The 26711-nt window shown below is 75.3% G+C and carries 16 protein-coding genes; 11 read left to right on the top strand and 5 right to left on the bottom strand.

The genetic code is table 11. The annotated features are described in order from the left end of the window. Nucleotides 1–60: 60 nt before the first annotated feature. Entirely contained in the window at nt 61–1056 is a 996-nt protein-coding gene (locus G446_RS0101010; RefSeq protein WP_026408719.1) for a glycosyltransferase, read from the top strand. Between the two features lie 10 nt (nt 1057–1066). Here G446_RS0101010 and G446_RS15205 read toward each other — a convergent pair whose 3' ends face one another. From G446_RS15205 to G446_RS15195, 3 genes are all read right to left on the bottom strand, one after another. After that, entirely contained in the window at nt 1067–2803 is a 1737-nt protein-coding gene (locus G446_RS15205; protein ID WP_051285527.1) for a hypothetical protein, read from the bottom strand. A gap of 90 nt (nt 2804–2893) precedes the next feature. After that, the gene (locus G446_RS18530) at nt 2894–3568 is read right to left on the bottom strand and encodes a hypothetical protein (RefSeq protein WP_026408718.1); all 675 of its coding nucleotides are present in this window, start codon (nt 3566–3568) and stop codon (nt 2894–2896) included. A gap of 10 nt (nt 3569–3578) precedes the next feature. After that, a complete protein-coding gene (locus G446_RS15195) occupies nt 3579–5861 on the bottom strand; it encodes a PQQ-binding-like beta-propeller repeat protein (RefSeq protein WP_051285526.1) in 2283 nt (760 codons plus the stop codon). Nucleotides 5862–6093: 232 nt separating this feature from the next. Here G446_RS15195 and G446_RS0100990 point away from each other — a divergent pair, with 232 nt between their 5' ends. Together G446_RS0100990 and G446_RS0100985 are read left to right on the top strand one after the other, a co-directional pair. After that, complete coding sequence (locus G446_RS0100990) at nt 6094–7263, top strand: DUF1972 domain-containing protein (protein WP_026408717.1); 1170 nt, start codon at nt 6094–6096, stop codon at nt 7261–7263. Beyond that, nucleotides 7260–8408, top strand: coding sequence for a glycosyltransferase (locus tag G446_RS0100985; RefSeq protein WP_026408716.1), 1149 nt, complete (start codon nt 7260–7262; stop codon nt 8406–8408). The genes G446_RS0100990 and G446_RS0100985 overlap by 4 nt, the downstream gene beginning before the upstream one ends. Before the next feature lie 90 nt (nt 8409–8498). Here the strand turns inward: G446_RS0100985 and G446_RS0100980 are convergent, their stop codons facing one another. Then, a complete protein-coding gene (locus G446_RS0100980) occupies nt 8499–9218 on the bottom strand; it encodes a CDP-alcohol phosphatidyltransferase family protein (protein ID WP_034468658.1) in 720 nt (239 codons plus the stop codon). 165 nt (nt 9219–9383) lie between these two features. On the opposite strand from G446_RS0100980, the gene G446_RS15190 reads away from it, so the two are divergent. Then, complete coding sequence (locus G446_RS15190; RefSeq protein WP_034468657.1) at nt 9384–10016, top strand: YveK family protein; 633 nt, start codon at nt 9384–9386, stop codon at nt 10014–10016. 16 nt (nt 10017–10032) lie between these two features. Here G446_RS15190 and G446_RS0100970 read toward each other — a convergent pair whose 3' ends face one another. Then, nucleotides 10033–11388 (bottom strand): oligosaccharide flippase family protein, encoded by a 1356-nt coding sequence (locus G446_RS0100970; protein WP_026408714.1) that lies wholly within the window; start codon nt 11386–11388, stop codon nt 10033–10035. Between the two features lie 324 nt (nt 11389–11712). On the opposite strand from G446_RS0100970, the gene G446_RS0100965 reads away from it, so the two are divergent. From G446_RS0100965 to G446_RS21265, 7 genes are all read left to right on the top strand, one after another. Further along, entirely contained in the window at nt 11713–13038 is a 1326-nt protein-coding gene (locus tag G446_RS0100965; RefSeq protein WP_245574525.1) for an exopolysaccharide biosynthesis polyprenyl glycosylphosphotransferase, read from the top strand. After that, entirely contained in the window at nt 13038–13478 is a 441-nt protein-coding gene (locus G446_RS0100960) for an FAD synthase family protein (protein WP_026408712.1), read from the top strand. Before G446_RS0100965 ends, G446_RS0100960 begins: the two co-directional genes overlap by 1 nt. A 1-nt stretch (nt 13479) precedes the next feature. After that, a complete protein-coding gene (locus G446_RS0100955) occupies nt 13480–19518 on the top strand; it encodes an Ig-like domain-containing protein (protein ID WP_026408711.1) in 6039 nt (2012 codons plus the stop codon). Nucleotides 19519–19609: 91 nt separating this feature from the next. After that, nucleotides 19610–20599 carry an AAA family ATPase gene (locus G446_RS0100950; protein ID WP_026408710.1) on the top strand — a complete coding sequence of 330 codons (990 nt, stop codon included), beginning with the start codon at nt 19610–19612 and terminating at the stop codon, nt 20597–20599. Further along, entirely contained in the window at nt 20596–21945 is a 1350-nt protein-coding gene (locus G446_RS21270) for a DUF58 domain-containing protein (protein WP_084778797.1), read from the top strand. Before G446_RS0100950 ends, G446_RS21270 begins: the two co-directional genes overlap by 4 nt. Further along, the gene (locus G446_RS15185) at nt 21942–24254 is read left to right on the top strand and encodes a transglutaminase-like domain-containing protein (RefSeq protein ID WP_051285525.1); all 2313 of its coding nucleotides are present in this window, start codon (nt 21942–21944) and stop codon (nt 24252–24254) included. Before G446_RS21270 ends, G446_RS15185 begins: the two co-directional genes overlap by 4 nt. Further along, entirely contained in the window at nt 24251–25822 is a 1572-nt protein-coding gene (locus tag G446_RS21265; RefSeq protein WP_026408708.1) for an RDD family protein, read from the top strand. Before G446_RS15185 ends, G446_RS21265 begins: the two co-directional genes overlap by 4 nt. The last annotated feature ends 889 nt before the right edge of the window (nt 25823–26711 follow it).

Below are 26711 nucleotides of genomic sequence, written 5' to 3'. Positions count from 1 at the left end.
ACGGTACTATCAGGGCTCCGGGCCCCGCGCAACCGGCCCGTCGGAAGAAAGGACGCCACCATGGGCCCCACGCCCCGCGTCAGCGGACCGGCGGGCGACGACGCCGCCCGCCTGCTCGCGCGCGCCGCGATCCTCGTCGTCAGCTACGGCTCGCCCGAGCTCCTGGAGCGCAACCTGACCCGCGTGGCGCGGGCGGCGCCCGAGGCGGGCGTCGTCGTCGTCGACAATTACTCCACCGAGGAGACCCGCCTGCGGACCCGGGACCTGTGCGCCGAGCACGGCTGGACGCTGGTCGAGCCGGAGGGGAACACGGGCTTCGGCGGCGGCATGAACCTGGCCCGGGCCCGGGCGGCGGCCGACGGCGCCCGGCTGCTCCTGCTGCTCAACCCCGACGCCGTCCTGGACCGCAAGGCCGTCCTGAGCCTGCTGGCGCGCGCCGAGCGCGAGCCGCGCTCGCTCGTGGCCCCCGTGCTCACCGACTCCGAGGGGCGGGTCGTGGCCGACCGGGCCGTCGTCTGCCTGGCCGACGGGTCCATGCGCTCCCCGCGCTCAACCAGGCCGATTCCGCCCGGCGGCACCCACCCGTGGCTCTCGGGGGCCTGCCTGGCCCTGTCGACCCGGCTGTTCGAGGCCGTCGGCGGCTTCGACGAGCGCTACTTCCTCTACTGGGAGGACGTCGACTTCTCCCGGCGGGTGGTGAGCTCCGGCGGGGCGCTCGTGCTGGCCCGCGAGGCCGTGGCCGTCCACGACGAGGGCGGCACGCAGCGCGACGGGGACGCGGATGCGGGCCCGGCCAAGTCGGACGCCTACTACTACTACAACATCCGCAACCGCCTGCTCTACGCCGCCCTGCACCTCGACGCCGCCGCCCGGCGCCGGTGGGCCGCGACGGCGCCCGCCGCCGCCCGCGCGATCGTCCTGCGCGGGGGGCGGCGCCAGCTGCTGCGCTCGCGCTCCAGCCTGCGGGCCGCCTGGGCGGGCACGCGCGACGGCCTGCGCCTGATGCGCCGCTGCGCGCGCGGCGAGCTGCCGGGGCCGGACACGCCCATCCCCTGAGGGCTGGCCCCTACTGCCGTTCCCGCCGCCGGATCTGAGGCGGGCCCTGCGGCACGACCGGCGGACGGCTCTGGGGCGGACCCTGGGGAGGCCGGCTCCGGGGCGGACCCTGCGGCGGACCCGAGGGAGGGTCCTGCGACGCGACCGGCGGACGGCTCTGGGGCGGGCCCTGGGGAGGCCGGCTCCGGGGCGGACCCTGCGGCACGACCGGGACGGCTCGGCGGCGCGCGGCCGCCCGGGTCCCGGCCATGGCGGGGGACGGCGCCGTCCGGGCCGGGGCGTAGGACGGCGCCCGACGGCGCGCGGTCGCCTGAGCCGGGGCCGCGGCGGGGCTGCGGACCGGGTCGGGGGCCGCGGGGGCCGCGGGCGAGGCGGGGGCCGCGGGCGAAACCGGACCGGGCGCCGGGGACGGGGAGGGGGTCGCGGGCGAGGCCGGGGACGGGGTCGCGGGCACCAACCGGCGGCCGAAGGCCGCCACGACCCTGGCGACCCGCAGCTCCTCGGCCTCCTTGGCCGTCAGGCTCCGCCCGTCGTCGGAGGTCGAGGCCGCCTGGGCCGCCACCGCCATGCCCAGGACGATCCACACGACGCTGTCCAGCTGCGTGATGAAGGCCACTGTCACGTAGGCGGGCGTCAGGGCCGTCAGCGCCACCTGGGCGGCGTTGCCGCGGCGCACCAGGACCCGTCCCACCACCACGGCCAGGCCGACGAGGAACAGGGCCACCGGCGCCCAGCCGAAGCGCAGGGCGGCGAGCAGGACCTCGTTGTCAATGGAGTTGAAGCCGGCCCACTTCGTCGTCCCGCCCCGGTTGACCGCCGCGGGCGAGGCCCCCAGGAACCGCAGCCGGCTCACCAGAACGAGGATGGTGCCGCGGTACTCGGCGCTGCCGGACTGCTCCCGGCCGGCGCGCGCGAACACATCCAGCAGGCGGGACAGGCCGACGGCGCCCGCCGCCCCCAGCCCCGCGAGGGTGCCCACCCGCCACCGGGGACCGATATCGGTGCGCAGCAGGGTCAGCGACAGCACGAGCGCCAGGAGGGCGCACACCATGCCCGTGCGCGACAGGCTCGGCAGGGTCGAGCCGAGCAGGAGCACCATGGCCGAGCACCGCAGCCAGGACGGCCACCGGGTCACCGCCGCGAAGGGGATGCCCGCGGCCATGGACGTGGCGTAGGCGATGGAGTGGCCGAAGGCGCCCTCGACCCGCGCCATCCCGGCCCGCTCCTGGGACACGGCCCACACCTGGTACAGGTGACTGGGGAAGGGGATGGCCGTGAAGGGGTTGAAGCCGGTGACGGCCTCGACGAGCCCCAGGACCGCCGCGACGGCCCACACGCAGGTCATGATCTCGGCGGCCCGGACCAGGCCGATCCGCTCGACGAGCATCCGCCCGATCATGTAGGCGGGGTAGGCGCCCAGGATGAGCTCGCCCAGGACCTGCGTGCTCGAGGCCCCGCCCAGGGCGGCGACGCCGACCAGGGCGAAGGCGGTGTGCACCAGCACGTCCCCCCCGGTCATGCGCCAGGAGAAGCGCGGGGCCAGGCCGAGGCACACGAGCGCGCCCACGAGGACCACGGGCGGCACGTACGGGTTGACGGGCAGGCAGACCCACACCCCCACCAGGGCCAGGACGCCGAAGACGGCCGCGGCGCCCGCCGCGGGCCGGCGGGCCGCCGTCACCACGACGCCGGCGGCCCCGCACAGGCCGACGGCCGCGGCGGCGAGAAGGGGAAGCAGATGAGTCATCGTCCGTTCCCCTCCTTCCGACGCGGCCGTCGCGCTGCTGCCGGCCCGCGGCGGATCCGAAGGGGCCCACCGCCCCTTCGGAGTCCGCCGTCAGGACACCGCCCCGCTGAAGACGGCGGCGGGCTCCTGCGAGTTGAGGTAGACCCGCACGACGACCTGGTCGCGGGACCCCTCTGGGATGGCGAAGTCGTAGACGCCGGTCGCCTCGCTCCCGGCCGCCACCGAGTCGGGCAGGGTCTGGCTCTGCTGGTCGCTGGTGAGCATGACGGCCGGGGTGGAGTCCTGCCCGTAGGTGGCGGTCACGCTCGCCCCCGACAGGTCGAGGGCCGCCGAGCCGGCGGTGGCGGTGACCTTCACGCGCACGGCGGGGCCGGAGACCTCGCCGGGCACGGTCGCCTCGACATTGACCGCCTCGACCGCGAGCTTGACCTGGGCGTCGGCCACGCTGGCCGGCGACTCCAGGGGGACCGGGTCGGCCTCGGGCTGGGTGTAGCCGGGCTCGCCCGGCTGCCCGTCCGGGGTCGGGGCGGCGGAGCCGCCGGACGGCGCCCCGGAGGGCGCGGTCCCCGGGGCCGCGGCGGAGGGCGCGCCCCCCGGGGCCGAGGACGATCTCGCGGCGGCGGAGGCCGCCGTCGACGCCGTCGAGCCGGCGGACGCCCCGGACGCCCCGCCCCCGTGGCCGCTGCTGCTGCAGGCGCCCAGGAGGGCCAGGGAGGCGGCCAGGAGGACGGCGGCACAGCCGCGTCGGAACCGGGTGGGGCTCATCGTCCGATCCTCACTTGGCCAAGTCGCTGGTGGCGTTGAACTCGTCGACCCGCAGCTGGCCGGTCACCGAGGTCGAGGACGTGGACAGGTAGGACTGGAGGCCGACCGAGCCGTTGCCCTGGAGGGAGGCGGTGGAGTCCTCGGCGGTGACCGTCGGGGTCTGCGGGGCCGCCCCGTCGCCGGTCCACACCGTGGCGCTCAGGCTCGTGGTGCCCGAGCCGGTGGCGGAGACGGTGACGTGGATCGGGGTGCCCGCGCTCCAGCTGTCGGGGAGGCGGGTGCTGGTCAGGTTGGTCTCGGTCTTGCCGTCGACGGCGATGAGGAAGGCGGTGACCCCCGATTTGTCGGCGACGATCTTGACCCCGTAGTAGCCCGAGTCGGTGCGGCGGGGGATGACGGTGGTGTAGACGCCGCGCTCGCTGGGCGTCTCGCTCAGGGTGAAGGTCGTGGAGACCTGCGCCTGCGGGGCGGAGAAGTCCTTGAGCGTGGCCGCGGTCGTCCAGCCGACGTGGTCGAGGGGCACGATGCCGGCGCCGTCGGCGACGGAGACCGGGGCCCCGTCGGTGGTGGTCCAGGCGCCGCCCTTGTCGGCGCTGCCCCAGCCGTTCTGCACGGTGCGGTCGAAGGCGTCGGAGGCCTGGACGGCCGCGGGGGCGTCGGGGCCCGGCTCCACGGTGAGCGTCACCGGGTCGGTGGAGATCGTGTTGCCGCCCGCGTCGCTGACGACGAGCCGGTAGCTGTGCTCGCCGCCGGGGGCCTTGGCGTCCTGGACGGTGTGCGGGCTGCGGCTCCAGTAGCGGTCGGACACGTCGGTGGAGGCGGCCGGCTTGGTCTCGGCGTCGCGGTAGAGGCTGTAGGTCAGGGTCGAGTCGTCGCGGTCCCAGGTGGGGTTGAAGGAGGCGGTGACCGTGCCCGGCCCGTCGGCCTTGATCGTGGCGCCCAGGTCGGCCCCGGTGCCCTCGGGCGCGTGGGTGGCGGTGGCGCCGCGGCGCGGGTAGCGCACCAGGCCCTGCTGGGGCTTGCCGTCGGCGCTGATGAACTCACCGGCGAGCAGTAGGTAGTCCTGGGTGGCGGTCACGTCCCAGGCGGCCTGGTACTGGCCGGTGAAGGTGCCCAGGCCCAGGTTGGGGTACCAGTCGAGGATGTCGGGGCTCTTGTAGCCCGACCAGTCGTAGTAGCCGTCGGTGCCCTGGGTGCCGATGGTGACGTCGGGCGAGTTGGTCAGGGCCAGGCCGGCCTTGTAGTCCAGGTGGCCCGAGGGGAGCCTGGTGTCGGCGAAGCCGCCGATGGTCTGGCAGGAGTGGGCGTGGTTGGTGACGTAGACCTCGGAGGCGGTGGGGTAGACGGAGTAGGTGTCGCCGTGGCACGGCTCGAGCCAGATGAGCTGGCCGTTCCAGTCGGCCTTGAAGGCGCCCTCGATATTGGCCTCGCTGATGGACATGGAGTAGCCGGTCCCGTAGAAGCCGTTGTCGTCGACGGCGACGTCGTAGATGGCGCCGTACCGCCCGGCGTTGCGGATCTGGGAGTTGACCGGGGTGGGCAGGATCTGGGCGGTGTTGGCGTCGAGCAGGGCCAGGCCGTAGCCCGGGTTGGAGGAGCCGTTGATGGCCTGGAAGGAGCCGCCGACGACGACCTTGGTGCCGTCGGGCGACACGCGCAGGCCGTAGACCTGCGCGTTGACCCCGCTGATGGAGGCGGTCCAGTCCAGGGTGGCCCCGGTGGAGGCGTCGACGGCGGCCAGGCCCAGGCGGGGCTGGCCGTTGACGCTCTTGAAGTAGCCGCCCGCGTACACGGTGCTGCCCACGACGTCGATGGTGGACACGGTGGTGTTGAAGACGGGCTTGAAGGAGTCGATGAGCGCGCCGCCGTTGCTCAGGTCGAAGGCGGCGAGGTTGTTGTGCCACTTGCCGTCGACCTTGTTGAAGGCGCCCGCGACGTAGAGGGTGCGCCCGTCGTCGGACAGGGCCAGGGCGCGGCCGGGGCCGTTGAGGGCGGGGGCGAAGCCCTCGATGAGCTCGCCGGTGCTCAGGGTGTAGGCCAGGATGTTGGAGCGGGGCGTCTCCTGCTGGCCGGCGGCCGCGCCCGCGGGGCGGGCCTGGGTGAACTGGCCGGTGGCGTACACCACGTCGCCGACGACGAGCTGGTCCCACACGACGCCGTTGATCTGGGCCGTGGGCAGCGGGTCCGCGGAGTAGGAGGTGGCGGGGCGCGCGGGGGCCGCGGGGGCGGCGTCCGCGGGTGCGGGGGCGGGGGCGGGGTCGGCGGCCGCGGGGGCGGCGCCGAGCCAGGCCATCGCGATGAGGGGAAGGACTGCGATCGCGGACAGGAGTCCGCGGCGACGACGTGACGGCTTCACGTGCTCTCCAGACGGGGTAGGGAGGTGAGGGGTGGGTGAATGGTCCGAGTATGCGCCATCCGACGGAGGGCATTCATACGATGGGCGGATGGGATACATACTATCGGGTGAGGATCGCTCCGCTCGAATCCCCATTCTTAGCCCGTCTTTCCCATGCAGGAGGCTGCTTATGACCCCGCCCGACCCCTCTCGACTGAGAATTGTGATGCTTGGCACACGGGGTGTGCCCGCTCACTACGGGGGCTTCGAGACGGCCGTCGAGGAGGTGGGCCGGCGCCTGGCCGCGCGCGGGCACAAGGTCCTCGTCTACTCGCGCAACCCCGACCCCTCCGCGCCCCTGCCGCCGCGCCACCTGGGCATGCGGGTGGTCGAGCTGCCGGCCCTCAAGCGCCGCTCCCTGGAGACGCTGTCCCACACGGCCCTGTCCGTGGGCCACCTCCTGCGCCGCGTCCACCCCGACGTCGCCATCGTCTTCAACGCCGCCAACGCGCCCTTCCTGCCCGCCCTGCGCGCGGCGCGGATCCCGGTGGCCACCCACGTGGACGGCCTGGAGTGGCGCCGCGGCAAGTGGGGGCCGGCGGGGCGGCGCTACTACCGGGCCGCCGAGGCCGCCGCCGTGCGCCTGTCCGACGCCATCATCGCCGACGCCCAGGGCATCGCCGACTACTACGCCGAGGAGTTCGGGGCGCCCACCGCCCTCATCGCCTACGGCGCCCCGCTGACCCGGGCGGGCTCCGAGCGCCTGGGCGAAATGGACCTGCGCCCCGGGGGCTTCCACCTTCTCGTGGCCCGCTTCGAGCCGGAGAACCACGTCGACGTCGTCGTCGAGGGCTACGTGCGCTCCGACGCCGTCCTCCCGCTGGTCGTCGTCGGCTCCGCCCCCTACTCCGACGCCTACACCGAGCGCATCGCCTCCCTGGCCGACGAGCGCGTCCGCCTGCCGGGGGGCATCTGGGACCAGGAGCTGCTCGACCAGCTCTACGCCGGGGCCCTGGTCTACTACCACGGCCACTCCGTGGGCGGCACGAACCCCTCCCTCCTGCGGGCCATCGGCGCGGGGGCCGCCGTCGACGCCTTCGACGTCTCCTTCAACCGGGAGGTCCTGGGCGACGCCGGCCGCTACTGGACGGGGGCCGACGACGTGGCCCGCCTGGTCGCCTCCGCCGAGGCCGACCCGGCGGCCCAGGCGGCGCGCGGGGAGCTCTCGCGCGAGCGGGCCGCCCTGTACGACTGGGACGAGGTCGCCGACCGCTACGAGGCGCTGTGCCGCGAGCTGGCCGCCTCCGGGCCGCGCAGCGACCGCCCCAGCGGGCGCCGGGCCGGGATCGCGCCGTCATGAGCGCGGAGAGGATCCTCATCGCCCACCCGGCCGCCGACCTCTACGGCTCCGACCTCCAGCTCGTGGAGGCGGTGCGCGCCCTGAGGGCGGCCGGCGCCGCGGTGCGCGTCGTCCTGCCCGAGGCCGGCCCCCTGCACGGGCGGCTGCGGCGGGCGGGGGCGGGCACGCGGGTGCTCCCCTTCCCCGTCCTGCGCGCCTCGGCGCTGTCCGGGCGCGGGATCGTCCCCTTCGCCGCGGGCCTGGGCCCGGCGGTGGCCGCCTCCGTTCGCCTGCTGCGCCGCGCGCGCCCCGACGCGCTCGTGGTCAACACCCTCACCCTGCCGTGGTGGGTGGCGGCCGGGCGCCTGGCCGGCGTCGACGTCGTCGTCTACTGCCACGAGGCCGAGGCCCAGCGCCCCCGCCCCGTCCAGACGGCCCTGGCCGCCCCGCTGCTGGGGGCGCGCGCCGTGGTGGCCAATTCGCGGGCCACCGCCCGCGTGCTCACGGCGGCGCTGCCCTCCCTGGCCGGGCGCATCGCCGTCGTGCCCAACGGCGTGCCCGACGCCGGGGCGCCGGCCCCCGCGCGCGAGCGCGCCGCGACCGACCCGCTGCGCTGCGTCGTCGTGGGGCGCCTGTCCCCGCGCAAGGGCACCATGGTGGCCCTGGAGGCGGTGGCGCGGCTGCGGGCCGGGGGCGCGGACGCGCGCCTGGACGTGTGCGGCTCTGTCTTCCCCGGCTACGAGTGGTTCGAGGCCGAGCTGCGCGAGCGGGCCGGGCGCGCCGACCTGGCCGGGGCGGTGGCCTTCCACGGCTACGTCAGCCCCACCCGCCCCCTCCTGGAGGCGGCCGACGTCGTCCTCGTGCCCTCCTTCGGGGAGTCCTTCGGCAATGTCGCGGTCGAGGGCATGCTCGCCGGGCGGCCGGTGGTGGCCTGCGACGGCCTGGGGCTGGGCGAGGTGCTGTCCGGCGCCCCGCGCACGGGCCGCCTGGTGCCCCCGGGCGACGCCGACGCCCTGGCCCGGGCCGTGGCGGCCCTGGCCGCCGACCCGGCCGACGCCCGCGCCGTGGGCGCCGCCGGGCGCGCCGAGGCGCTGGCGCGCTTCTCGCCCGGGCGCTACCGGGAGGCCCTGGTGCGCGCAGTCCTGGCCCGGGACCGGCGGAAGTGACCCGCGACGGCGGAAGACGCGCGCCCTGCGGGAAAGTCACGAGACCGGCGGGGGCCGCGCATCCCGCGGACGACCCGCCGGCCGGCGCCCTCACAGCCGGCGCATCTCCAGGTACCACTTGGGCAGTGCGGCCAGCAGGTAGGCGGCGTGCCCGGCCAGCATGAGGCCGTAGACCCACAGGAAGGGCCCCGGCGCGAAGCGCAGGGCCAGGACCAGGCACAGCAGCCCGTAGTCGGTGGGCACCGACAGCACGGACTTGAGCAGGCCGGGGCGCGACTCGTCCCGGGCCAGCGGCGTGCCCCCGTGGTAGCGCAGCTGGTAGGTGAGGATGTAGGTGAAGAAGTGCACATTCTGCACGGCGCCGTAGGCCAGGGGCAGGAGCAGCAGCGCCGGATCGGCCAGCCGCCCGGAGCGGAACAGGCCGATCGCCACCGCGCCGTGCAGGGTGGAGAGCTTGACGGCGTCGGCCACGTGGTCGAGCCACTCCCCCGCCTTCGAGCCGCCGTGGCGCAGCCGGGCCAGCTGCCCGTCGGCGGAGTCGAGGGCGTAGCCGAGCATGAGCAGCAGCGAGGTGCCCGCCGTGGCCGCGGGCGCGAGCGGGGCCGCGCCCAGCAGCACGATGCCCGCCAGGGTGCAGGCCGCCGAGAGGAGCGTCACCTGATCGGGGGTCAGGTGCGCCCGGTGGGCGATGGCGGCCAGCACCCGCCCGACGGGCCGGTTGACGATCCGCGAGTACAGGGGCGCCCCCGCCTTCGACTTCTGCGCCGCGGCCAGGGCGCGGATATTGTCTCGGATGGTCGGTTCGGTCACGGTCGGCTCCACTGGGCTCCGCCCGGGCGGGCGGGATCGGCGATGCGGCCGCCCGGAGGCGGACCGCGGGGTGCGCCTACCATATCGGGTAGCATCGCTGTCCTGGCTCGGCCGATTCAAGAGACGGCCGGTTCCCGATGGACGTACGAGGTAGGAGCAGTCGCCATGGAGCCATACGAGGTCCTCGCCCTCGTGCGCCGTTTCACCCCCCTTCTGCTCGCGCACCTGGTGCTGGGGGCGATCGCCGGGTACGCCGTCGCCGCCTTCTCCCCGCCCGTGTTCACCTCCACGGCCAGCGCGTTCGTCGCGGCCGGCAAGGACGGCACCCAGTCCGTGACCTCCTCCTCGACCCTCATCTCCGCCGTCATGCCCACCCTCGTCGAGCTGGGCACCTCCCAGCCCGTCCTCGACGACGTGGCCGCCATGACCGGCGTCGCCCCCAATGAGATCAATCACGCGATCACGGTGACCAACCCGGAGAACACGCTCATCATCGAGGTGAGCGCGGACGCCTCCAGCGCCGAGAAGGCGCAGATGATCGCCCAGGCGGAGATCAAGGCGCTGGGCAAGGTCGTCAGCAATCTGTCGGTCAAGGTCCAGGAGGAGACCGCCCTGAACCTCAACGACGTCGACACCGCCTCCCTGCCCGCCGCCCCCTCCGGCCCGTCCAAGGCGCGCTACCTGCTCTACGGCGGGGTCATCGGCGCGGGCGTCGGCGCGGGCGTGTGCTCCTACCTCTACGTCCTGAGCCGCCTCAAGCGGCCGACGGCGCCCGCCGCGGCCCCCGCCGGGATCTGAGCGGGCCGGGCGGCCGCTAGCCCGCGGCCCCCTGCGCCCCGGCCCGGGCGCGGCGGCGGCGCAGGTCGCGGCGCACCCACAGCCCGTAGGGGATGATCTGGCACACGATCACGGAGACCACCGACCCGACGATGGGCCCGGCCGAGCCGAGGGGCGCGATGAGCGCCCAGGACAGGGCCAGGTTCATGGGCACGAGGATGAGCACGGGCAGCATCTGGAAGCGCAGGCCCGCGGGGTCGGTCATGTACATGCCCAGCGGCTGCTTGGCGGCCTCGATGACGACGTTGACGACATTGGCCGCCAGCAGCGCCGCCGGCAGGGAGATGGCGCCGTCGGACAGGACGCGCGCGGCCCAGGGCGACAGGAGGGCCAGGAGCAGCCCCAGGGCCCCGCCCAGGCCGGCGAAGGCCGCCGAGGCGGCGAAGGGCGACTCGATGCGCCCCCGGGCCCGGGCCTTGGCGAAGTGGGGCCACATGGCCACCCCGGTCACGGCCACGGTCTGGGTGAGCAGGTTGAACAGCTGCGCCGCCAGGTTGTACTGCGCCAGGGAGCCGTCCTCGCCCAGGTGGGACAGCAGGAGGCGGTCGGTCTGGAAGGCGATGGGGATGACCAGGGACTGGAAGAGCTGGGGCCCGGCGGTGTCGATGATCCTCACCCCGCGCACGGCCCGCAGCCGGGGCACGTCGCGCATCGCGTCGGCCAGCAGGGGCCGGGTGGCGCGCCAGGCGACGACGATGCAGATGAGCGACACGAGGGTGTTGGCCAGGTAGGACATGACCGGCACGGCGTTGCCTGCGTCGAGGCGGGCGACGACGGCGGCCAGCAGCATGCAGGTCAGGGCCGGGGAGACGACGCCGGTGCTGATGACCTGCGTGGCCGAGCGGCCCATGCCCACGATGACGCGCTGGCCCACGCTCAGGGGCAGGGCGGCGGCGTACACGAGCAGGCAGGCCGTGGCCGTGGTCCCGCCGCCGTCCATGAGGTCCTCCCCCAGGAGGGCGGGCCAGGCCCCGAGCAGGCCGAGGACGACGCCGGCCGTGGCGATGACGAGGGACGATATGAGAAGCACACGCACGGCGGTTGTCAGAGTGCGCCTCACGACGGCGTCCCGGGGCAGGTCCTCGGATCCGGCGACTGTGTTGAGAATCACAGCACCTATACCCAGGTCCGTGAAGGGCATGAGGGAGGGGAAGGTCGCCAGGAGCCCGTTCTGGGCATAGGCATCGGTACCGAAATGGCCGATGATTATTCGGGTATTGATGAGCCCGAAGACGCCCGCCACCCCCATGACGAGGACCTTGGACAGGGCCGTGCGCTGCACCGATGCCCAGGCGCCCGAACGATTTGACGGCGCTGCGGGGGTCCGAGGCATGCGAGGGCCTCCTTGTCTGACGAGGGGTGCTTCCGGTCCTCGCAAGCGACTCCGACGGCGATGGGGGTGAACCCCCTCACGTGGTTTCCACTCGCAAGCGGGATCACGGTACCATTACGCAATCACCGCCTTCCCCGGGCGACCCTACCCACCCGCGTTCTTGTTTATGGAGGAACCTTGTCCGCGACCTCGGTAGCCCCCCGAGGGGCCATCCTGCGTTCCACCGCGCCCCAGCGGTCCAAGCGCCGCGGCGCCCGCACCCGCCCGCCGTCCCTCGACGCGCGCGGCTTCGCCTCGTGGCCCGTCGTTCGCCGCGATCAGGTGATGTGGATCACCTTCGGAGACATCGCGGCGGTCGTCGTCGGCTCCCTGGTCGCCGGCGCGTGGGGTCCGACCTGCGCCGCGCTGACCGCGGGCGTCGGGGCCTGCGCCGTCGCCCTGGCCTGGCTGCTGGGCGCCGGCCGCGTCGACGTCATCGACCAGGCCCGCTCCGGCTGGCGCCCCGTGCTGGGCGCCGGCGCCATCGCCGCCCTGGCGGCCCTGGTCCTCAAGGACGGCGTCCTGCCCGACGCCGGCGCGCACGCCGCGCTCGTCCCGCTGGCCCTGGTCACCGGCCTGTCCCTGACCAACCGCTGCGCGGCCGCCTCCTGGCTGCGCCGCCGCCGCCTGGACGGCCACGGCCTGCGCCGCACCCTCATCGTCATGGGCTCGGGCGCCGAGCTGCTCCTGCGCCAGCTGCGCCGCCACCCGGGCGACGGCTTCCTCATCGTGGGCTACCTCTCCTCCGCCTCGTGCCGCAGCGGCGCCGCCCCCATCGGCGACGCCCCCGCCCTGCGCCGCACCATCCTGGCCGAGCACATCGACACGGTCATGACCGTGGGCGCCGTCGAGCCCGACGCCATCGTCACCGTCATGCGGGCCATGGAGTCCACGGGCGCGCGCTTCGTCGTGGCCCCCGGCCTGCAGGACGTCGTCCCCGGCCGCATGCGCGGCCTGCCGGTCACCAACGGGTGGAGCGGCCTCATCGACGTGCAGCTGCGCCACATGCGGGTGCGCTCCAAGGACGTCTTCGACCGCGTCGCCGGCTCCCTGCTGCTGGCCCTGGCCTCCCCCCTGCTGCTCCTGGCCGTCCTGGCCGTGCGCCTGGACTCCCCCGGCCCGGCCTTCTACACCCAGGTGCGCGTGGGCGAGCGGGGGCGCCACTTCACCATGATCAAGCTGCGCTCGATGTACATCGACGCCGACGCCCGCCGCGAGGCCGTCGTGGCCGCCGGGGGCGACGCCGGCAACGAGATCCTGTTCAAGGACCGCAACGACCCGCGCATCACCCGGGTCGGGCGCCTGCTGCGCCGCACCTCCCTGGACGAGCTGCCCCAGCTGGTCAACGTGGTGCGCGGCGAGATGAGCCTGGTCGGCCCGCGCCCGGCCCTGCCGCAGGAGGTCGCCGAGTACGACGACGAGGCGCTGCGCCGGCTGCTGGTCAAGCCCGGCCTGACGGGCCTGTGGCAGGTCTCGGGCCGCTCGGACCTGTCCTGGGACTCCACGGTGGCCCTGGACCGCCACTACGTGGAGAACCGGGGCGCCGCCCTGGACGCCGAGGTCCTGGCCAGGACGCTGCGCGCCGTCCTGGGCGGGAAGGGCGCCTACTGATGCTCACCGGCTACGTCCCGGGCGGCTTCGACATGCTCCACATCGGGCACCTCAACATCCTCACCGCGGCCGCGGCCCGGTGCGAGAGGCTCATCGTGGGCGTGGCCACCGACGAGTCCCTGGAGCGGATGAAGGGGCGCCGGCCCATCGTCCCCCACGCCGAGCGCATGGCGCTGGTCGGGGCGCTGCGCATGGTCGACGCCATCGTCGCGGACGTCGACCAGGACAAGCGCCTGGCCTGGCGCCGCTCCCCCTTCGACGTCCTGTTCAAGGGCACGGACTGGCAGGGCACCGACAAGGGCCGCCGGCTCGAGGAGCAGATGGCCGAGGTCGGCGCCCGGGTCGTCTACCTGCCCTACACGCCCACCACCTCGTCGACGATGCTGCGCCGCGTCCTGGCCCAGGAGGTCGCGGCCCGCACGCCGGTGCCCGGAGCCTGAGATGCGCCCGCCCGCCCTGCGCGCGATCCTGCGACGGCCCTCCCGCCGCGTGGCGCGGCGGCTGTCGGCGGCGGCGGCGGCGCTGTCCGTCCTCGCCCTGGCCCTGGCGGCCTGGGCCTACGAGGGCATCCCCCAGGCGGAGGTCGACCTCAACGACGGCGCCGTGTGGGTGACCTCCACCGACCAGCACCTCGTGGCCCGCCTCAACACCCGCTCCCGGCAGATCGACGGCGAGATCCGCACCACCTCGGCGAGCTTCGACGTCACCCAGTCCGGGCAGAACGTCCTGGTGCCCGACACCGCCGCCTCCTCCGTGGCCTCCGTCGACCCGACCACCGTCACCCTGTCCCAGTCCGCCCAGCTGACCAGCGGCGCCGTCGTCGCCCAGGGGGCGGACCGGGTCATCGCCGTCAACGCCGCCGAGGGCACGGTGCGGGCCGCCGCCGTGCCCGCCGTCGCCTCCCTGCCGGCCGCCGCCCCCCTGCTGGCCAATATGCCCGGGGCGGTCGCCGTCGTGGGCGTGGACGGGTCCGTCCACGCGGCCTCCCCCGCCAACGGCGCCATCGTCACCGTCCCCGTGGACGGGCAGGGGTGGGCCGAGCCCGTCACGCGCCCGGGCCGGCTGAGCGCCGGCACCGACGTCGCCGTCACCGCCGTCGGGCGCGACACCGTGGTCCTCGAGCGCGGCACCGGGACGGTCCACCTGCCGAGCGGCGCCGACGTCGACCTGGGCGAGCCCGGCCTGGCCCTCCAGCAGCCCGGGCCCGAGTCCGACTCCGTCCTGCTGGCCTCGCGCACCGCGCTCATCACGGTGGGCCTGGACGACGGGCGCGTGACCTCCGTGCCCGCCTCCGAGGGGACGCCCGCGCCCGGCGCGGCCGCGCAGCCGGTGCGCCTGGGCGGCTGCGCCTACGCCGCCTGGTCGGGCTCGGGCCAGTACGTGCGCCAGTGCGGCTCGGAGCGCACCACCGTCCACGACGACGCCCTGGGCTCGGCCGGCGCCCCGGTCTTCCGCGTCAACCGCGACGCCATCGTCATCAACGACATCGTCACCGGCAGCGTGTGGCTGCCCGACGAGCAGCTCGTGCTCGTCGAGGACTGGACCGACGTGACCAGCCAGACCGACGAGGACTCCGACACCGAGGACGACTCCGCCCGGACCTCCGACTCCCAGTCCCAGCCCGAGCGCACCGACGAGAACCACGCCCCCGAGGCCGTCGACGACGCCTTCGGGGTGCGCCCGGGCCGCTCCACGGTGCTGCCCGTCCTGGCCAACGACTCCGACCCCGACGGCGACGTCCTCACCGCCGCCCCGGTGGGCCGGCCCTCCAACGCCGCCGTCGCCGTGGCGCAGGACGGGCTCGCGCTGCGCCTGGACGTGCCCGACGACGCCGCCGGGACCATCTCCGTGCCCTACACGGCCGACGACGGGCGGGGGCTGTCCGACTCGGCGACGGCGACCGTCGAGGTCCGCCCCTGGGAGGTCAACTCCGCCCCCGAGCAGCTGATGACCCCGACCGTGACCGTCTCGGGCACCGCCTCCGCCTCCCTGTCCGTCCTGGGCAGCTGGCAGGACCCCGACGGGGACACCGCCTACCTGGTCTCCGCGCAGGGCGAGGGCCTGGACGTGCGCACCACGAACGAGGGGGTCGTCACCGTGCGCGACCTGCAGGGCGCCCCGGGGACGCGCGAGCTGACCGTCGTCGTCTCCGACGGGCGCCAGACCGCCTCGGGGACCGTCACCGTCGACGTCCGCGCCGCCGACGCGCAGACGCCGGTGGCCAATGCGGACCACGTGCGCGTCGTCGCCGGCTCCCAGACGGTCGTCTCCCCCCTGGACAACGACTCCTCGCCCTCGGGCGAGGCCCTCAGCCTGGCGGCGATCGAGCAGACCCCGGAGGGGACGAGCGCGACCCTCGACCGCCGGGCGGGCACCTTCACCTTCTCCGCCGAGGCCGCCGGCACCTACTACCTCGACTACGACGTCGCCGCCGGCGCCGCCGTCGCCAAGGGCATTGTGCGCATCGACGTCGTCGAGCCGGCGGAGGCCTCGGTGCCGCCGGTCGCCGAGAACGACACCGCCCTGCTGCGCGAGGGCGGCGCGGTGACGATCGCGCCGCTGAGCAACGACTTCGACCCCACCGGCGGCATCCTCGTCCTGCAGTCGGCCACCGCGCCGGCCGAGTCGGGCGTGAGCGTGACGGTGGTGGACCACTGCCTGCTGCAGATCACCTCCGCCGGGCCCCTGTCGCAGAGCCTGGACATCGAGTACACGGTCTCCAACGGCGAGCCGACGTCCATGGGCCGGGTCGCCGTCGTGCCCGTCTCCGCCGGGCAGGTGCAGGTCCCGGTGGCGGTCCCGGACACCGCCGTCGTGCGCGTGGGCGACGTGGTGACCGTGCCCGTCCTCGACAACGACGCCTCCCCCTCCGGCCTGACCCTGTCCGTGGGCCAGGACCTGGAGACGGTGGGCGGGGCCCCGGGCACGGCCTGGGTCAGCGAGGACTCGGTGCGATTCAAGGCCGGGGAGACCCCCGGCCGGACCACCCTGTCCTACACGGCGGTCGACTCCGAGGGGCAGACCTCCTCCGCCCCCATCGAGATCGAGGTGCGCGCCCGCGACGACGAGGCCAATTCCGCCCCCGTGCCCAGGCCCCTGGAGGCCGGCACGGTGGGCGGCTCCCCGGTGACGATCCGGGTGCCCCTGGAGGGCGCCGACCCCGACGGCGACTCGGTGAGCCTGGTGGGCCTGGGCCAGGTGCCGCCGGCCCACGGCACCGTCACCTCCGACGGCGGCCGCCTCGTCTACACGCCCACGGGCGCGGCCACGGGCACGGACACCTTCACCTACACCGTCCAGGACCGCTTCGGGGCCCAGGCGACCGGCACCGTCCGCGTGGGCGTGGCCCCGGCCCCGACGACCAACGCCGCCCCGGTGGCCACCGACGACCTGGTCACGGCCCAGCCGGGGCGGACCGTGGCCGCGGAGGTGCTGGCCAACGACCTGGACGCGGACGGGGACGCGCTGTCCCTGGTGGGCACGCCGACCTGCGACGACGACGCCCTCACGCTGTCCGTGCGCGCCAACCGCGTCCTGGCGGTCCTGCCCCAGACCGAGGGGCTGTACACGGTGCACTACACGGTCACCGACTCCCGGGGCGGCACGGACGTGGGCACCCTGACCATCCAGGTGACGGCGCAGGCCCCGCCGGTCAGCCCCGTGGGCGTGGACGACCACGTGACGGTCGACCAGGTGGCCGCGGACGGCACGGTCACGGTGCCGGTCCTGGACAACGACAAGGACGCCGACGGCTCCCCCTGGGACCTGACCGTCACCGCCGACGACCCGCGCGCCCAGGTGACGGACCAGTCGATCCGCGCCACGATCGGCGAGGAGCAGTACCTGGTGCTGTACACGGTCACCGACGTCGACGGGCGCACCGGCAGCGCCGTCGTCGTCGTGCCGGCCCGCAGCGAGCTGCGCCCGCGGGTCGACTCCGCCCGGGTGCCCGTGCGCATCCCCGCGGGGCGGACGAGCGAGGTGGCGCTGTCCGACTACGTCCTCACGCGCGCCGGCACGACCCCGGTGGTCGCCGACGCCGCGACGCTCAACGCGGGCACCGGGCTCGACTCCGCCCAGGCGGGCGACTCGGGCCGGAGCCTGTCGGTGACCCCAGCCGCGGGGTTCACGGGCCAGACCTCGCTCACGCTCGCCGTGGCCGACGGCACCGGCTCCGACGCGCTCAGCTCGACGATCACCCTGCCGGTCCTGGTGGTCTCCACGACGAACACCCCTCCCGTGATCACCCCCACGGAGGTGGCGGTCGCCCCCGGCGAGCCGGCCGTGACCGCGGACCTGGCCGCCATGACCCGCGACGCCGACTCCGACCCCCTCGTCTTCACCGCCGGGGCCGCCCCGGAGGGCTTCAGCACCTCGGTGTCGGGCTCGACCCTGTCCGTCAGCGCCGCCGACGACGCCGTGCCCGGCACCGCGGGCTCGCTGGAGGTGCGCGTGGAGGACGGCACCAACGCGGCGGTCACGGCGACCCTGCCCCTGCGGGTGGTCGCCTCCACCCGCCCCCGCATGACGGCCGCCCCGACGACCCTCGTCTCCGACGGCTCCCCCGTGAGCGTGGACGTGGCGACGCTGGTGACCAACCCCTTCCCGGGCCGGCCCATCACCCTGAGCCGGGAGCCGCAGGTGACCTCGGGGTCGGGCGGCGTCACCGCCGCCGGCACGACCCTGACCATCGCCCCCGAGTCCGGCTTCACCGGGCGCCTGGTGGTCTCCTACGAGGCCCTCGACGCCACCGGCAGCGCCTCGCGCGCCGTCGTGGGCACGGTGACGGTGACCGTGGCCTCCCCGCCCGACGCCCCCACCGGGGTGCGCGCCGCGCCCTCGGGGGCCTCGGCCATGGCCGTGTCCTGGAGTCCGGGGGCCGACCACGGCTCCCCCATCACCTCCTACATCGTGACCGAGACCGGCGGCGCCGGGACCTGGACCTGCACGGCCTCCCCCTGCCGGGCCGACGGGCTGGCGACGGGCGGGACCTACTCCTTCCGGGTCGTGGCCGTCAACGGGGCGGGCCGCTCGGCGCCCTCGGCGCCCTCGGCGCCCACGGCGCTGGAGGCGACCCCGGACGCCCCCGTCGTGACCCCGGACCCGAACGGGCGGGCCCGGGCGACGTGGAGCGCGGTGACGGTCGAGGGGGCGACCGTCACCTACGAGGCCCAGCTGCTCAGGGACGGGCAGGCGGTGAACTCCTACACGGGGCCGGCGACCGAGGCGTCCTTCGGCAATGCGGAGCCCGGCGGCTACACGGTGCGCGTGCGCGCCCTCGTCGAGGGCGGCGGGGCCTCGCCGTGGAGCACGGCGGGCCTGAACGTGTTCGGCGCCCCCGGCGCCCCCGGTACGCCGTCGATCCAGTACGACGGCTCCGCCCTGCGCATCAGCTGGAGCCCCGCCCCCGCCAACGGCGCCGCGGTCACCTACGCCGTGTCCGTGACCGGCTCGGTCAACCGCAGCCAGACCACCTCCGACACCTCCCTGACCGTGCCGGCGGGGGGCCTGGGCCCGGGCAGTCACTCCGTGTCGGTGACGGTCACCCCCTCCAACGCGGCGGGCAGCGGGACGGCCTCGTCCGGCTCCCACGAATTCACCGTCACCGGCAAGCCCCTGCCGCCCTCCACGCCCGGGGCCGAGGCCACCGGCGTCAACGGCCAGATCAAGGTGACGAGCCGCTCGACGCCGGTGGGCGGCAACGGCTGGTCCGCGGACGACCTCGACATCGAGTACCGGGTCGTCTCCGGCGGGGACGTGGTGCAGGACTGGACCTCGGAGAGGACCTTCTCCGACCTGACCGACGGCGCGCCCTACACGGTGCAGGCCCGCGCCGTGGACGAGGACGGGGACGACGCCGCCTCCGACCCGGTCTCCTCCGGGACCGTGACGCCCTACGGCCCGCCCTCGGAGCCCAGCGTCAGCTGCTCCGCGCAGGGCGGGGGCGTCAGCTGCACCTGGACGGCCGGGGCCACCGGCGGACGGCCCACCACCTACCAGGGCGACACCTCGCGCAATGAGCACGCCCCGCAGGTCGAGGCCTCGGGCACGAGGTCCTTCTCCCCGGGCGCCGGGAACAAGGTCACCTGGTGCGTGCGGGCGCGCAACGACGCCGGGCAGACCTCGGACTGGGAGTGCTCCAGCGCGACCGCCGGGCCCCGCGTCGCCGTCGGCACCGAGAAGAGCTTCCCGATCATCACCGACATCGACGAGGCCCCCGAGGCCCGCTGCACCCCGCAGGACGTCGACGACACCGGCTGGCCGCCCTCCGTCTGCCGCCGCCTGGTCATCGACGCCTCCGGCTTCAACCCGGACTCCACCGTGCAGTGCGGCTACCGGTACTCCGAGCCGGGGGGCGGCTCCTGGTACGAGGAGTCCTTCACGGTGGACTCCAACGGCGCCGCCCGCCACCGCTTCCCGCACCGGGTCGACGTCGGCCGCGTACCGCCGTCGTACTCGATCACCTGCACGCAGCAATAGGCTGTTGCACGGCGCGCCGGCCCCCCATCCGGCCCTCGCCCATTCGTCCCGCGGCCCCGAGCCGTCCCAACGACCGGAAGGACCATCCGCCATGGCTCTGACCGAGGAGCACGCGACCTGGTTCGCCAAGACCTTCACCATGATCGTCGAGAACGTCGCCAAGGCGCTGCTGGGCAAGGAGGAGGTCATCCGCCTGGCGCTGACGGCCATGCTGGCCGAGGGGCACCTGCTGCTGGAGGACGCGCCGGGCACCGGTAAGACGGCGCTGGCCCGGGCGCTGGCGGCCAGCGTGCAGGGCACGCACTCGCGCATCCAGTTCACCCCGGACCTGCTGCCCAGCGACATCACCGGGGTGACCGTGTTCGACCAGAAGACCGGGTCGTGGGAGTTCCACCCCGGACCCGTCTTCGCCTCCGTGGTTCTGGCCGATGAGATCAACCGGGCCAGTCCCAAGACGCAGTCGGCGCTGCTGGAGGTCATGGAGGAGTCCAAGGTGACCGTCGACGGCGTGCGCCACGAGGCGGGGCGGCCCTTCATGGTCATCGCCACCCAGAACCCGGTGGAGCAGGCCGGCACCTACCGGCTGCCCGAGGCCCAGCTCGACCGCTTCCTCATGAAGACCTCCGTGGGCTACCCGGACCGCGCCGCCCTGACCCGGATACTGGGCGGCTCGGCCAAGCCGGACCGCTCGGCCGGCCTGTCCGCCGTCATCACCTCCGACGCCGTGTCCTCGATGGCGGGGCTCGCCGCCGGCAACCACGTGGAGGCCTCGGTGCTGGACTACATCGGCGCCCTGGTCGAGGCCACCCGCGACTCCCCCGACACGCGCCTGGGGGTGTCCACCCGCGGCGCCATCGCCATGACCCGGGCGGTGCGGGTGTGGGCGGCCGCGCAGGGGCGCACCTACGTCCTGCCCGACGACGTCAAGGAGCTCGCCGAGGTGATCTGGGCCCACCGCCTGGTCATGGACCCCGACGCCGAGTTCACCGGCGCCACCGCCCGCGGCGTCATCACCCGCGCCCTGGCCGACGTGCAGGCCCCCGTGGCCCGGGCCCGGGACGACCGGGCCGCGTCCTCATGACCGCCGACCCGATCGGCGCGGCGGGCACGGCCGACTCGCCCGGATCATCCGGCACGGCCGGTTCGCCCGGCACGGCCGACCGGCCCGCCCCGGCCACCGGCACCGCCCGGAGCATCTCGCTGCGCCGCCCCCTCCTGCGCGCCGTCGAGCTGCTCGCCTCCGCGGTGCACCGGAGGGCGCCGGGCCTGGTGCGCCGGGCCCGCGACCGGCTGTCGGTGGTGACCCGCACCGGATGGCTCTGCCTGGTCCTGCTCGCCCTGTCCGCGTGGGCGGCCGCCCGCCTGGGCTGGCAGGAGGCCCGCGCGGGGGCCGGGGTCCTCGCCCTCGTCGTCGTCACGGCCGGCCTGTGGCTCATCCCGCGGCGCGCCCACGCGGTGACCCACGAACTGCTCGAGCCGCGCGTGACCGTGGGCGACGACGCCGTCATCCACGTGCGGGTCGCCAACCCGACCGCCCGCACCCTCCTGCCCGTGCGCATGGAGATGCCGGTGGGCCCCGTCGAGGCCGTCTTCGCCGTGCCCACCCTGGCGCCGGGCGCCGTCGACGAGCGCGGCTTCGTGCTGCCGACCTCCCGGCGCGGCATCGTCACCGTCGGGCCCGTCGTCTCGGTCGCCTCCGACCCGGTGGGGCTGGTGCGCCTGACCCGCGAGCGCACCGAGTCCCAGGAGGTGCACATCCACCCGCGCACCATCCGCCTGGGCTCGGTCCTCAGCGGCCTCATGCGCGACGTCGAGGGCGCCGTCACCCAGGAGCTGTCCAGCTCCGACGTCGCCTTCCACGCCCTGCGCGACTACGTCCCCGGCGACGACCGCCGCAACGTCCACTGGCGCTCCACGGCCCGCACCGGACGCCTCATGGTGCGCCAGTTCGAGGAGACGCACCGCTCCAGCCTCCTGGTGCTCCTGGACACCCGGGCCGGGGACTACGAGAACGAGGAGGACTTCGAGACGGCCGTGTCCGTGGCCTGCTCGCTGACGCTGGACGCCATCGGCCACGCCCGCGAGGTCGCCCTGGTCACCGAGGAGGAGTCCCTGCCCACGGCCTCGGCGGCCCGGCTGCTGGACGCCTCGTGCGCCATCGAGCCGACCGGCGCCCTGGGCCTGGACGAGCTGGCCCGCCGGGCCACCACCCACCACCCGGAGGCCTCGGTGCTGCTGGCGGTCACCGGGCAGCTGTGCCCGGACGGGGTCCTGGGGCGCGTGCGCACGATCACCCCCTCCGACACCGTCGCGGCGGCCCTGCGCGCCGGGTCGAACCCCTCGGGCCGGCGGGCCGTGGGGTCCCTGGTGCGCTTCGACCTGGACCGGTTGGAGACCCTGCCGCTGGTCATGAGGAGGTTCGCGTGAGCGCCCGGCCCGGCGCCGCGGCGCCCGCCGCGCCCGCCGCCCGCCGGGGGCGGGGGGCGGCGGCGCTCGACCTGGCCCTCGTCGTGGGCCTGGAGCTGGTCGCCTGCGCGCTGTTCGTCCCCGCCTTCGGGCCGGCGGTCGGGGCGGGGGCGGCGGCCGGGGGCGTGTGCGCGGGCGCCGTCGTCGGGGCCGTGGGGCGCCGGCGGCGTCTGAGCGCCCTGCCCGTGCTGGCGCTGGCCGCCGTCGTCCACCTGGGGGTCGCCCCCTGGGTTCTGCCCGACACCGGGCGGGGGGCGGGGGCGGTGCGGGCCGTGCTCAGGGCGACGGTGACCGTGTGGCGCGACGCCCTGACCCTGCCCCTGCCGTTGAGCGCCTTCCCCACCATGAGCGTCCTGCCGTGGCTGACCGGTCTGGCGGGGGCGGCGCTGGCCGTGCGCGCCCTGCTGGACGGGCGGGTGCACGCGGCCGGGCTGGCCGTCGTCGGCCAGGCGCTCGTGGCCCTGGCCTGGGGGGCGCCGGCGGCCCTGGCGCCCCGGGCGATCGGGGCGGGCCTGACCTGCGGGGTGCTGCTGCTGTGGGCGCTGGCCTCCCAGCGCGGGCGCCGCTCGCGCGTGGCCGAGGTCCTGGCCGGCTCGGACGCGGGCCTGAGGCGCGGCGCCCGCCTGGGGGCCGTGCGCGCCGTCGCCGTGCTGGCCGCGGCGGGGACGGCGGCGGCCGCGCTCACCCCGGCGGGCGCCCAGGACCGCGTGGTGCTGCGGACCCTCCTGGCGCCGCCGGTCGATCTGACCCAGTACGCCACCCCCCTGTCCCTGGTGCGCGCCCTGGAGACCGAGTTCGCCTCGACCACCCTCATGACGGTGTCCGGCGTCGGCGAGGACGGCCGCGTGCGCATTGCGGCCCTCGACGCCTACGACGGGCTGAGCGCGCGCATCGACCAGGGCGACAGCTCGCGCTTCCAGCGGGTGGGGGCGGACACGCCGCTGACCGGGGCGGGGACGCACTCGCCGCAGGCCCGCGAGGTGGTCGTGCGCCTGCGGGACTACGGCTTCGCCTGGGTCCCCACGGTCTCCGACGCGCTGTCGATCGCCGTGTCGGGCCCGCGCGCCGAGATCGTCTCCGACAGCCTCCACTACGACATGTCCTCCGCCACGGGCATCGCCACGGCGGGGCTGACCGGCGGGGACGTGCTGACCGAGCAGGTCGTCGTGCCCTCCGTGCCCTCCGACGCCGACCTGGCGCTGCTGGGCACGGGGAGCCCGCGGCTGGGCGCCGTCGTCAATGTGCCGCCGTCGGTGGAGGCGATGGCCCGCTCGATCGTGGACACCGCCTCCGAGCCGGTCGCCCAGATCCGCCTCCTCCAGCAGGCGCTGCGGGCCGGCTACTACTCCGACGGCACGACCAGCTCCTCGCCGCCCGGTCACGGGACGGCGCGGATGGCGCAGATGGTGGAGGCCGGCGAGCTCGTGGGCGACGACGAGCAGTACTCCGTCCTCATGATGCTGCTGTGCCGCTCGCTGGGCATTCCGGCCCGGGTCGTCATGGGCTTCAAGCCGGCCACGGACGGCGACGCGTCCACCGTCACCGGCCAGGACATCAGCGCCTGGGTGGAGGTCGACTTCCGGCAGGCCGGCTGGGTGGCGGTGGATGTGACCCCCGACCGCGACCACGTGCCCCAGCAGCAGAACACCCAGAAGGTCTCCAATCCCGAGCCGCGCGTGCTCCAGCCGCCGCTGCCCCTCCAGCACCCGGCGGAGCTGCCGCCCGCCTACGACGACGGGCACGGGAACTCCCCGGACGACAGGGACGCCGGCGTCGATCTGCGCCTCGTCCTGGCCGTGGTCGGGGGCCTGCTGGCGCTCGTGGCGCCGGTGGTGACGATCCTGGCGCTCAAGGCGCTGCGACGACGACGGCGCGCCCGCGGATCCGGGCCCGATCGCGCGGCGGGGGCCTGGGACGAGGTGGTTGATCGCGCCCGGGACCTGGGGTCGGCGCCGCCGGCCCGGGCGACTCGCCGGGAGGAGGCCGAGGTCCTCGCCCCCGGCTTCCCCACCGCCGATCTGCGCCGCTTCGCCCGGGCGGTCGACGCCCAGATCTTCGGGGCCGGCGAGCCGAGCCCGAGTGCCGTTGACGGGCTCTGGGAGTCGGCCGATGCAATGATGAGGGCCATGAGCACCGGTCGGTCCGCCCCGCGGCGCCTCATTGCACGCTTGTCGACGCACTCTCTGCGCCGGCTTCCCAGACAACGCACCGCCCGCCGCTTCCGGCGGCGACTCGTCCGCGGCGGTCGTACAAGGAGAAGGAACCCGTGACCTCACGCATGTCTGCACCGCTCCCCCGGTCCCGACTGACCCCGGCCCCCGTGGGCGACCGCGTCATCGCCGGCGCGATCGACCTGGTGGCCTGCGGACTCGTGGTGGCGGCCCTCGGCCTTCTCATCGGCCTGTTCATGGACTCGACGGTGCTCGCGTGGGCGATCGCCGGCCTCATTGTGGGCGTGCCCCGCGAGATCGCCCTGGCCGTCACGGGCTGGAGCCCGGGCGGGCGGCTGCGCGGGGTGAGGCTGGTGGACGTCGAGACCGGCGGGCCGCCCGGGGGGCGCCTCCTGCTGCACCTCGACCTGCTGCTCATCACCGTCGTGCCGACCTTCGGCCTGGGCGCGGTGGTGCTCCTGCACTCGGCGGCGCGGGATCCCCACGGTCAGGGGTATCACGACCGCGTGGCGGGCCTGCGGGCCGTGACCGTGCGCGGGGGCGCGGCGGCGTCCGACCCGTCCGCGCAGCCGGGGTGGACGGGGCGGGACACGGAGACGGGCTCGCCCATGTTCTTCCGCCCGGGCGAGTCCCCGGAGGGGGGCGGCCGGGGGACGACCTTCGACACCTCCGCCATGGGCTCGTCCTCCGACGACGCCTCCCAGGCCCTCATCGACTCCGTGCCCTGGGCAGCGGTGCCCACGCACCTGGACCCGCCGACGTCGGACGACCTGGCGGTCCTGCCCCCCGAGGGGGGGCCGGGTCCGGCGGCCGGTCCGGCGGGGCCGGGGCCCGGCGTGCCGGGAGGGCTCGGTGGGCCTGGCGGGCCCGGGCGGGCGGGGTCCTCGGCGCCCTCGGGGCCGGTGGCGCCGACGGGATCCGCGGGGCCTACCGGGCCCGCGGGTCCCGCGGAGTCGACGCCCGGGGCGTACGGGTCGTACGGGACTCCCATTGCGCCCAGGGCGTACGGGCCCTCCGGCGCACCCGGGACCACCGGCGCACCCGCCGGACCCCCCGCAGCCGCCAGCGCACCCAGGGCTGCCAGCGCGCCCAGAACCTCCAGCGCACCCGGGGCCGCCAGCGCGCCCGGAACCGGGGACCCCAGCGGCAGGGCCCCCTCCGGTCTCGACACCCTCGCCATCCCCCAGTCCGCCCCCGCTTCCGCCGCTGCCACCTCCGCCGCCCCGACCGGCTGGGCCGCCCAGGCGTCCGCGGACGACACGATGGTCCTGGACGCGCCCGACACCCGCACCCGCCGTCGGACGGCGCGCCACCGGCGCCGCACCGATGAGCAGACCATCGTCCTCGTGCCGGACACGGGCGGGGAGTCGATCCCGCTGCCCGAGCCCACGGTGGTGGGCCGCGACCCGAGGAACATCTCCGCCTACCCCCAGGCCCAGCGCGCGAGCATTTTCGATCCCAGCCGGTCGGTGTCCAAGACGCACGCCCTGCTGGTGCCGGTGCCCGGCGGGGTGTGGGTGACCGACCTGCACTCGACCAACGGCACCCGGATCGAGTCGAACGGCGCCGTGACCGCCCTCGTGCCCGAGAAGGAGGAGGCGGCGATGCCCGGATCGAAGGTGGTCTTCGGCAACGCCGTCTACCGGGTCTCCGTTTCCGAGCCCTGACGGTGACGGGCGGGGCCCGTCGTGTTCGCGCGCCCGATCGCGCGCCCGCCCTCCCCTCCGGCGCACCCGCCTGTGACCGGCGCGCGGCTGCTTCGGGCCGGGGCCGTACTCCCCGCCAGTGGCGCACCCGCTCCCACCGATCCCACGGACGCACTGCGGAGCCCCTTCTCCTTAACGACCCTTCTCGCTCATCATGCAGAGGGGGCGGACGAGGTCATGGTGAGACGCGTGGGGCTCCTGGGGTTGGCCGGGGCGAGGATGTGTCCGAATCTGTTGCAAAGGCGTCTCGGACCAGGATCGGCCGCGAGAAGAAGCGCGGAATATCAACGATTCTCTTCACGCACCCCGATGGAATCCAGGCCTTTGCAACAGATTTGGACAACTGGCGCCACCGCGGACCTCTCGGGAGCGGCTGGAGTGGCTCCGCCTGACCGGAAGGTTATTCATAGGGCGGTGATGCGGGTGCGGGGCGGCGGAACCGCCCCGCCGTCGCCCAGTTCGTGTCCGCTGACGCCGACGCCCAGTCCGTCACCGACGACCAGCCCCGGCCGGGTCCGCGAGCACGTCACTTAACCCGCGAGCACGTCTGCTAGAGGTACGTGCTCGCGGGTTAAGTGACGATCTCGCGGGTTAAGTGACGTGCTCGCGACCCGGGCGGCGCACCCGGGCGGGATCCGGCCATCCCCGGCCCCGCCCGTGAGACCGCCTGAGAGGCGGACAGCCGGATCTCAGCCCCGGCCCCCGCCCGCGGGACCGACGCGAACGAGCGCACCAGAGCCTCCCGCCGCCCCCGGGCCGGCGCAGATCCGGCGAAGATCCTGAACGACGGCATTGACGTTCTCAAGCCGACTTCCGGGCCGGCCCGAACCCGGCCCGGCTTGCGCAATGC

This window comes from Actinomyces dentalis DSM 19115 (genome assembly GCF_000429225.1).
Taxonomy (GTDB): Bacteria; Actinomycetota; Actinomycetes; order Actinomycetales; family Actinomycetaceae; genus Actinomyces; species Actinomyces dentalis.
Note: the sequence above shows the minus strand (reverse complement) of the source record. Positions and strands in the feature narration are given on the sequence as shown.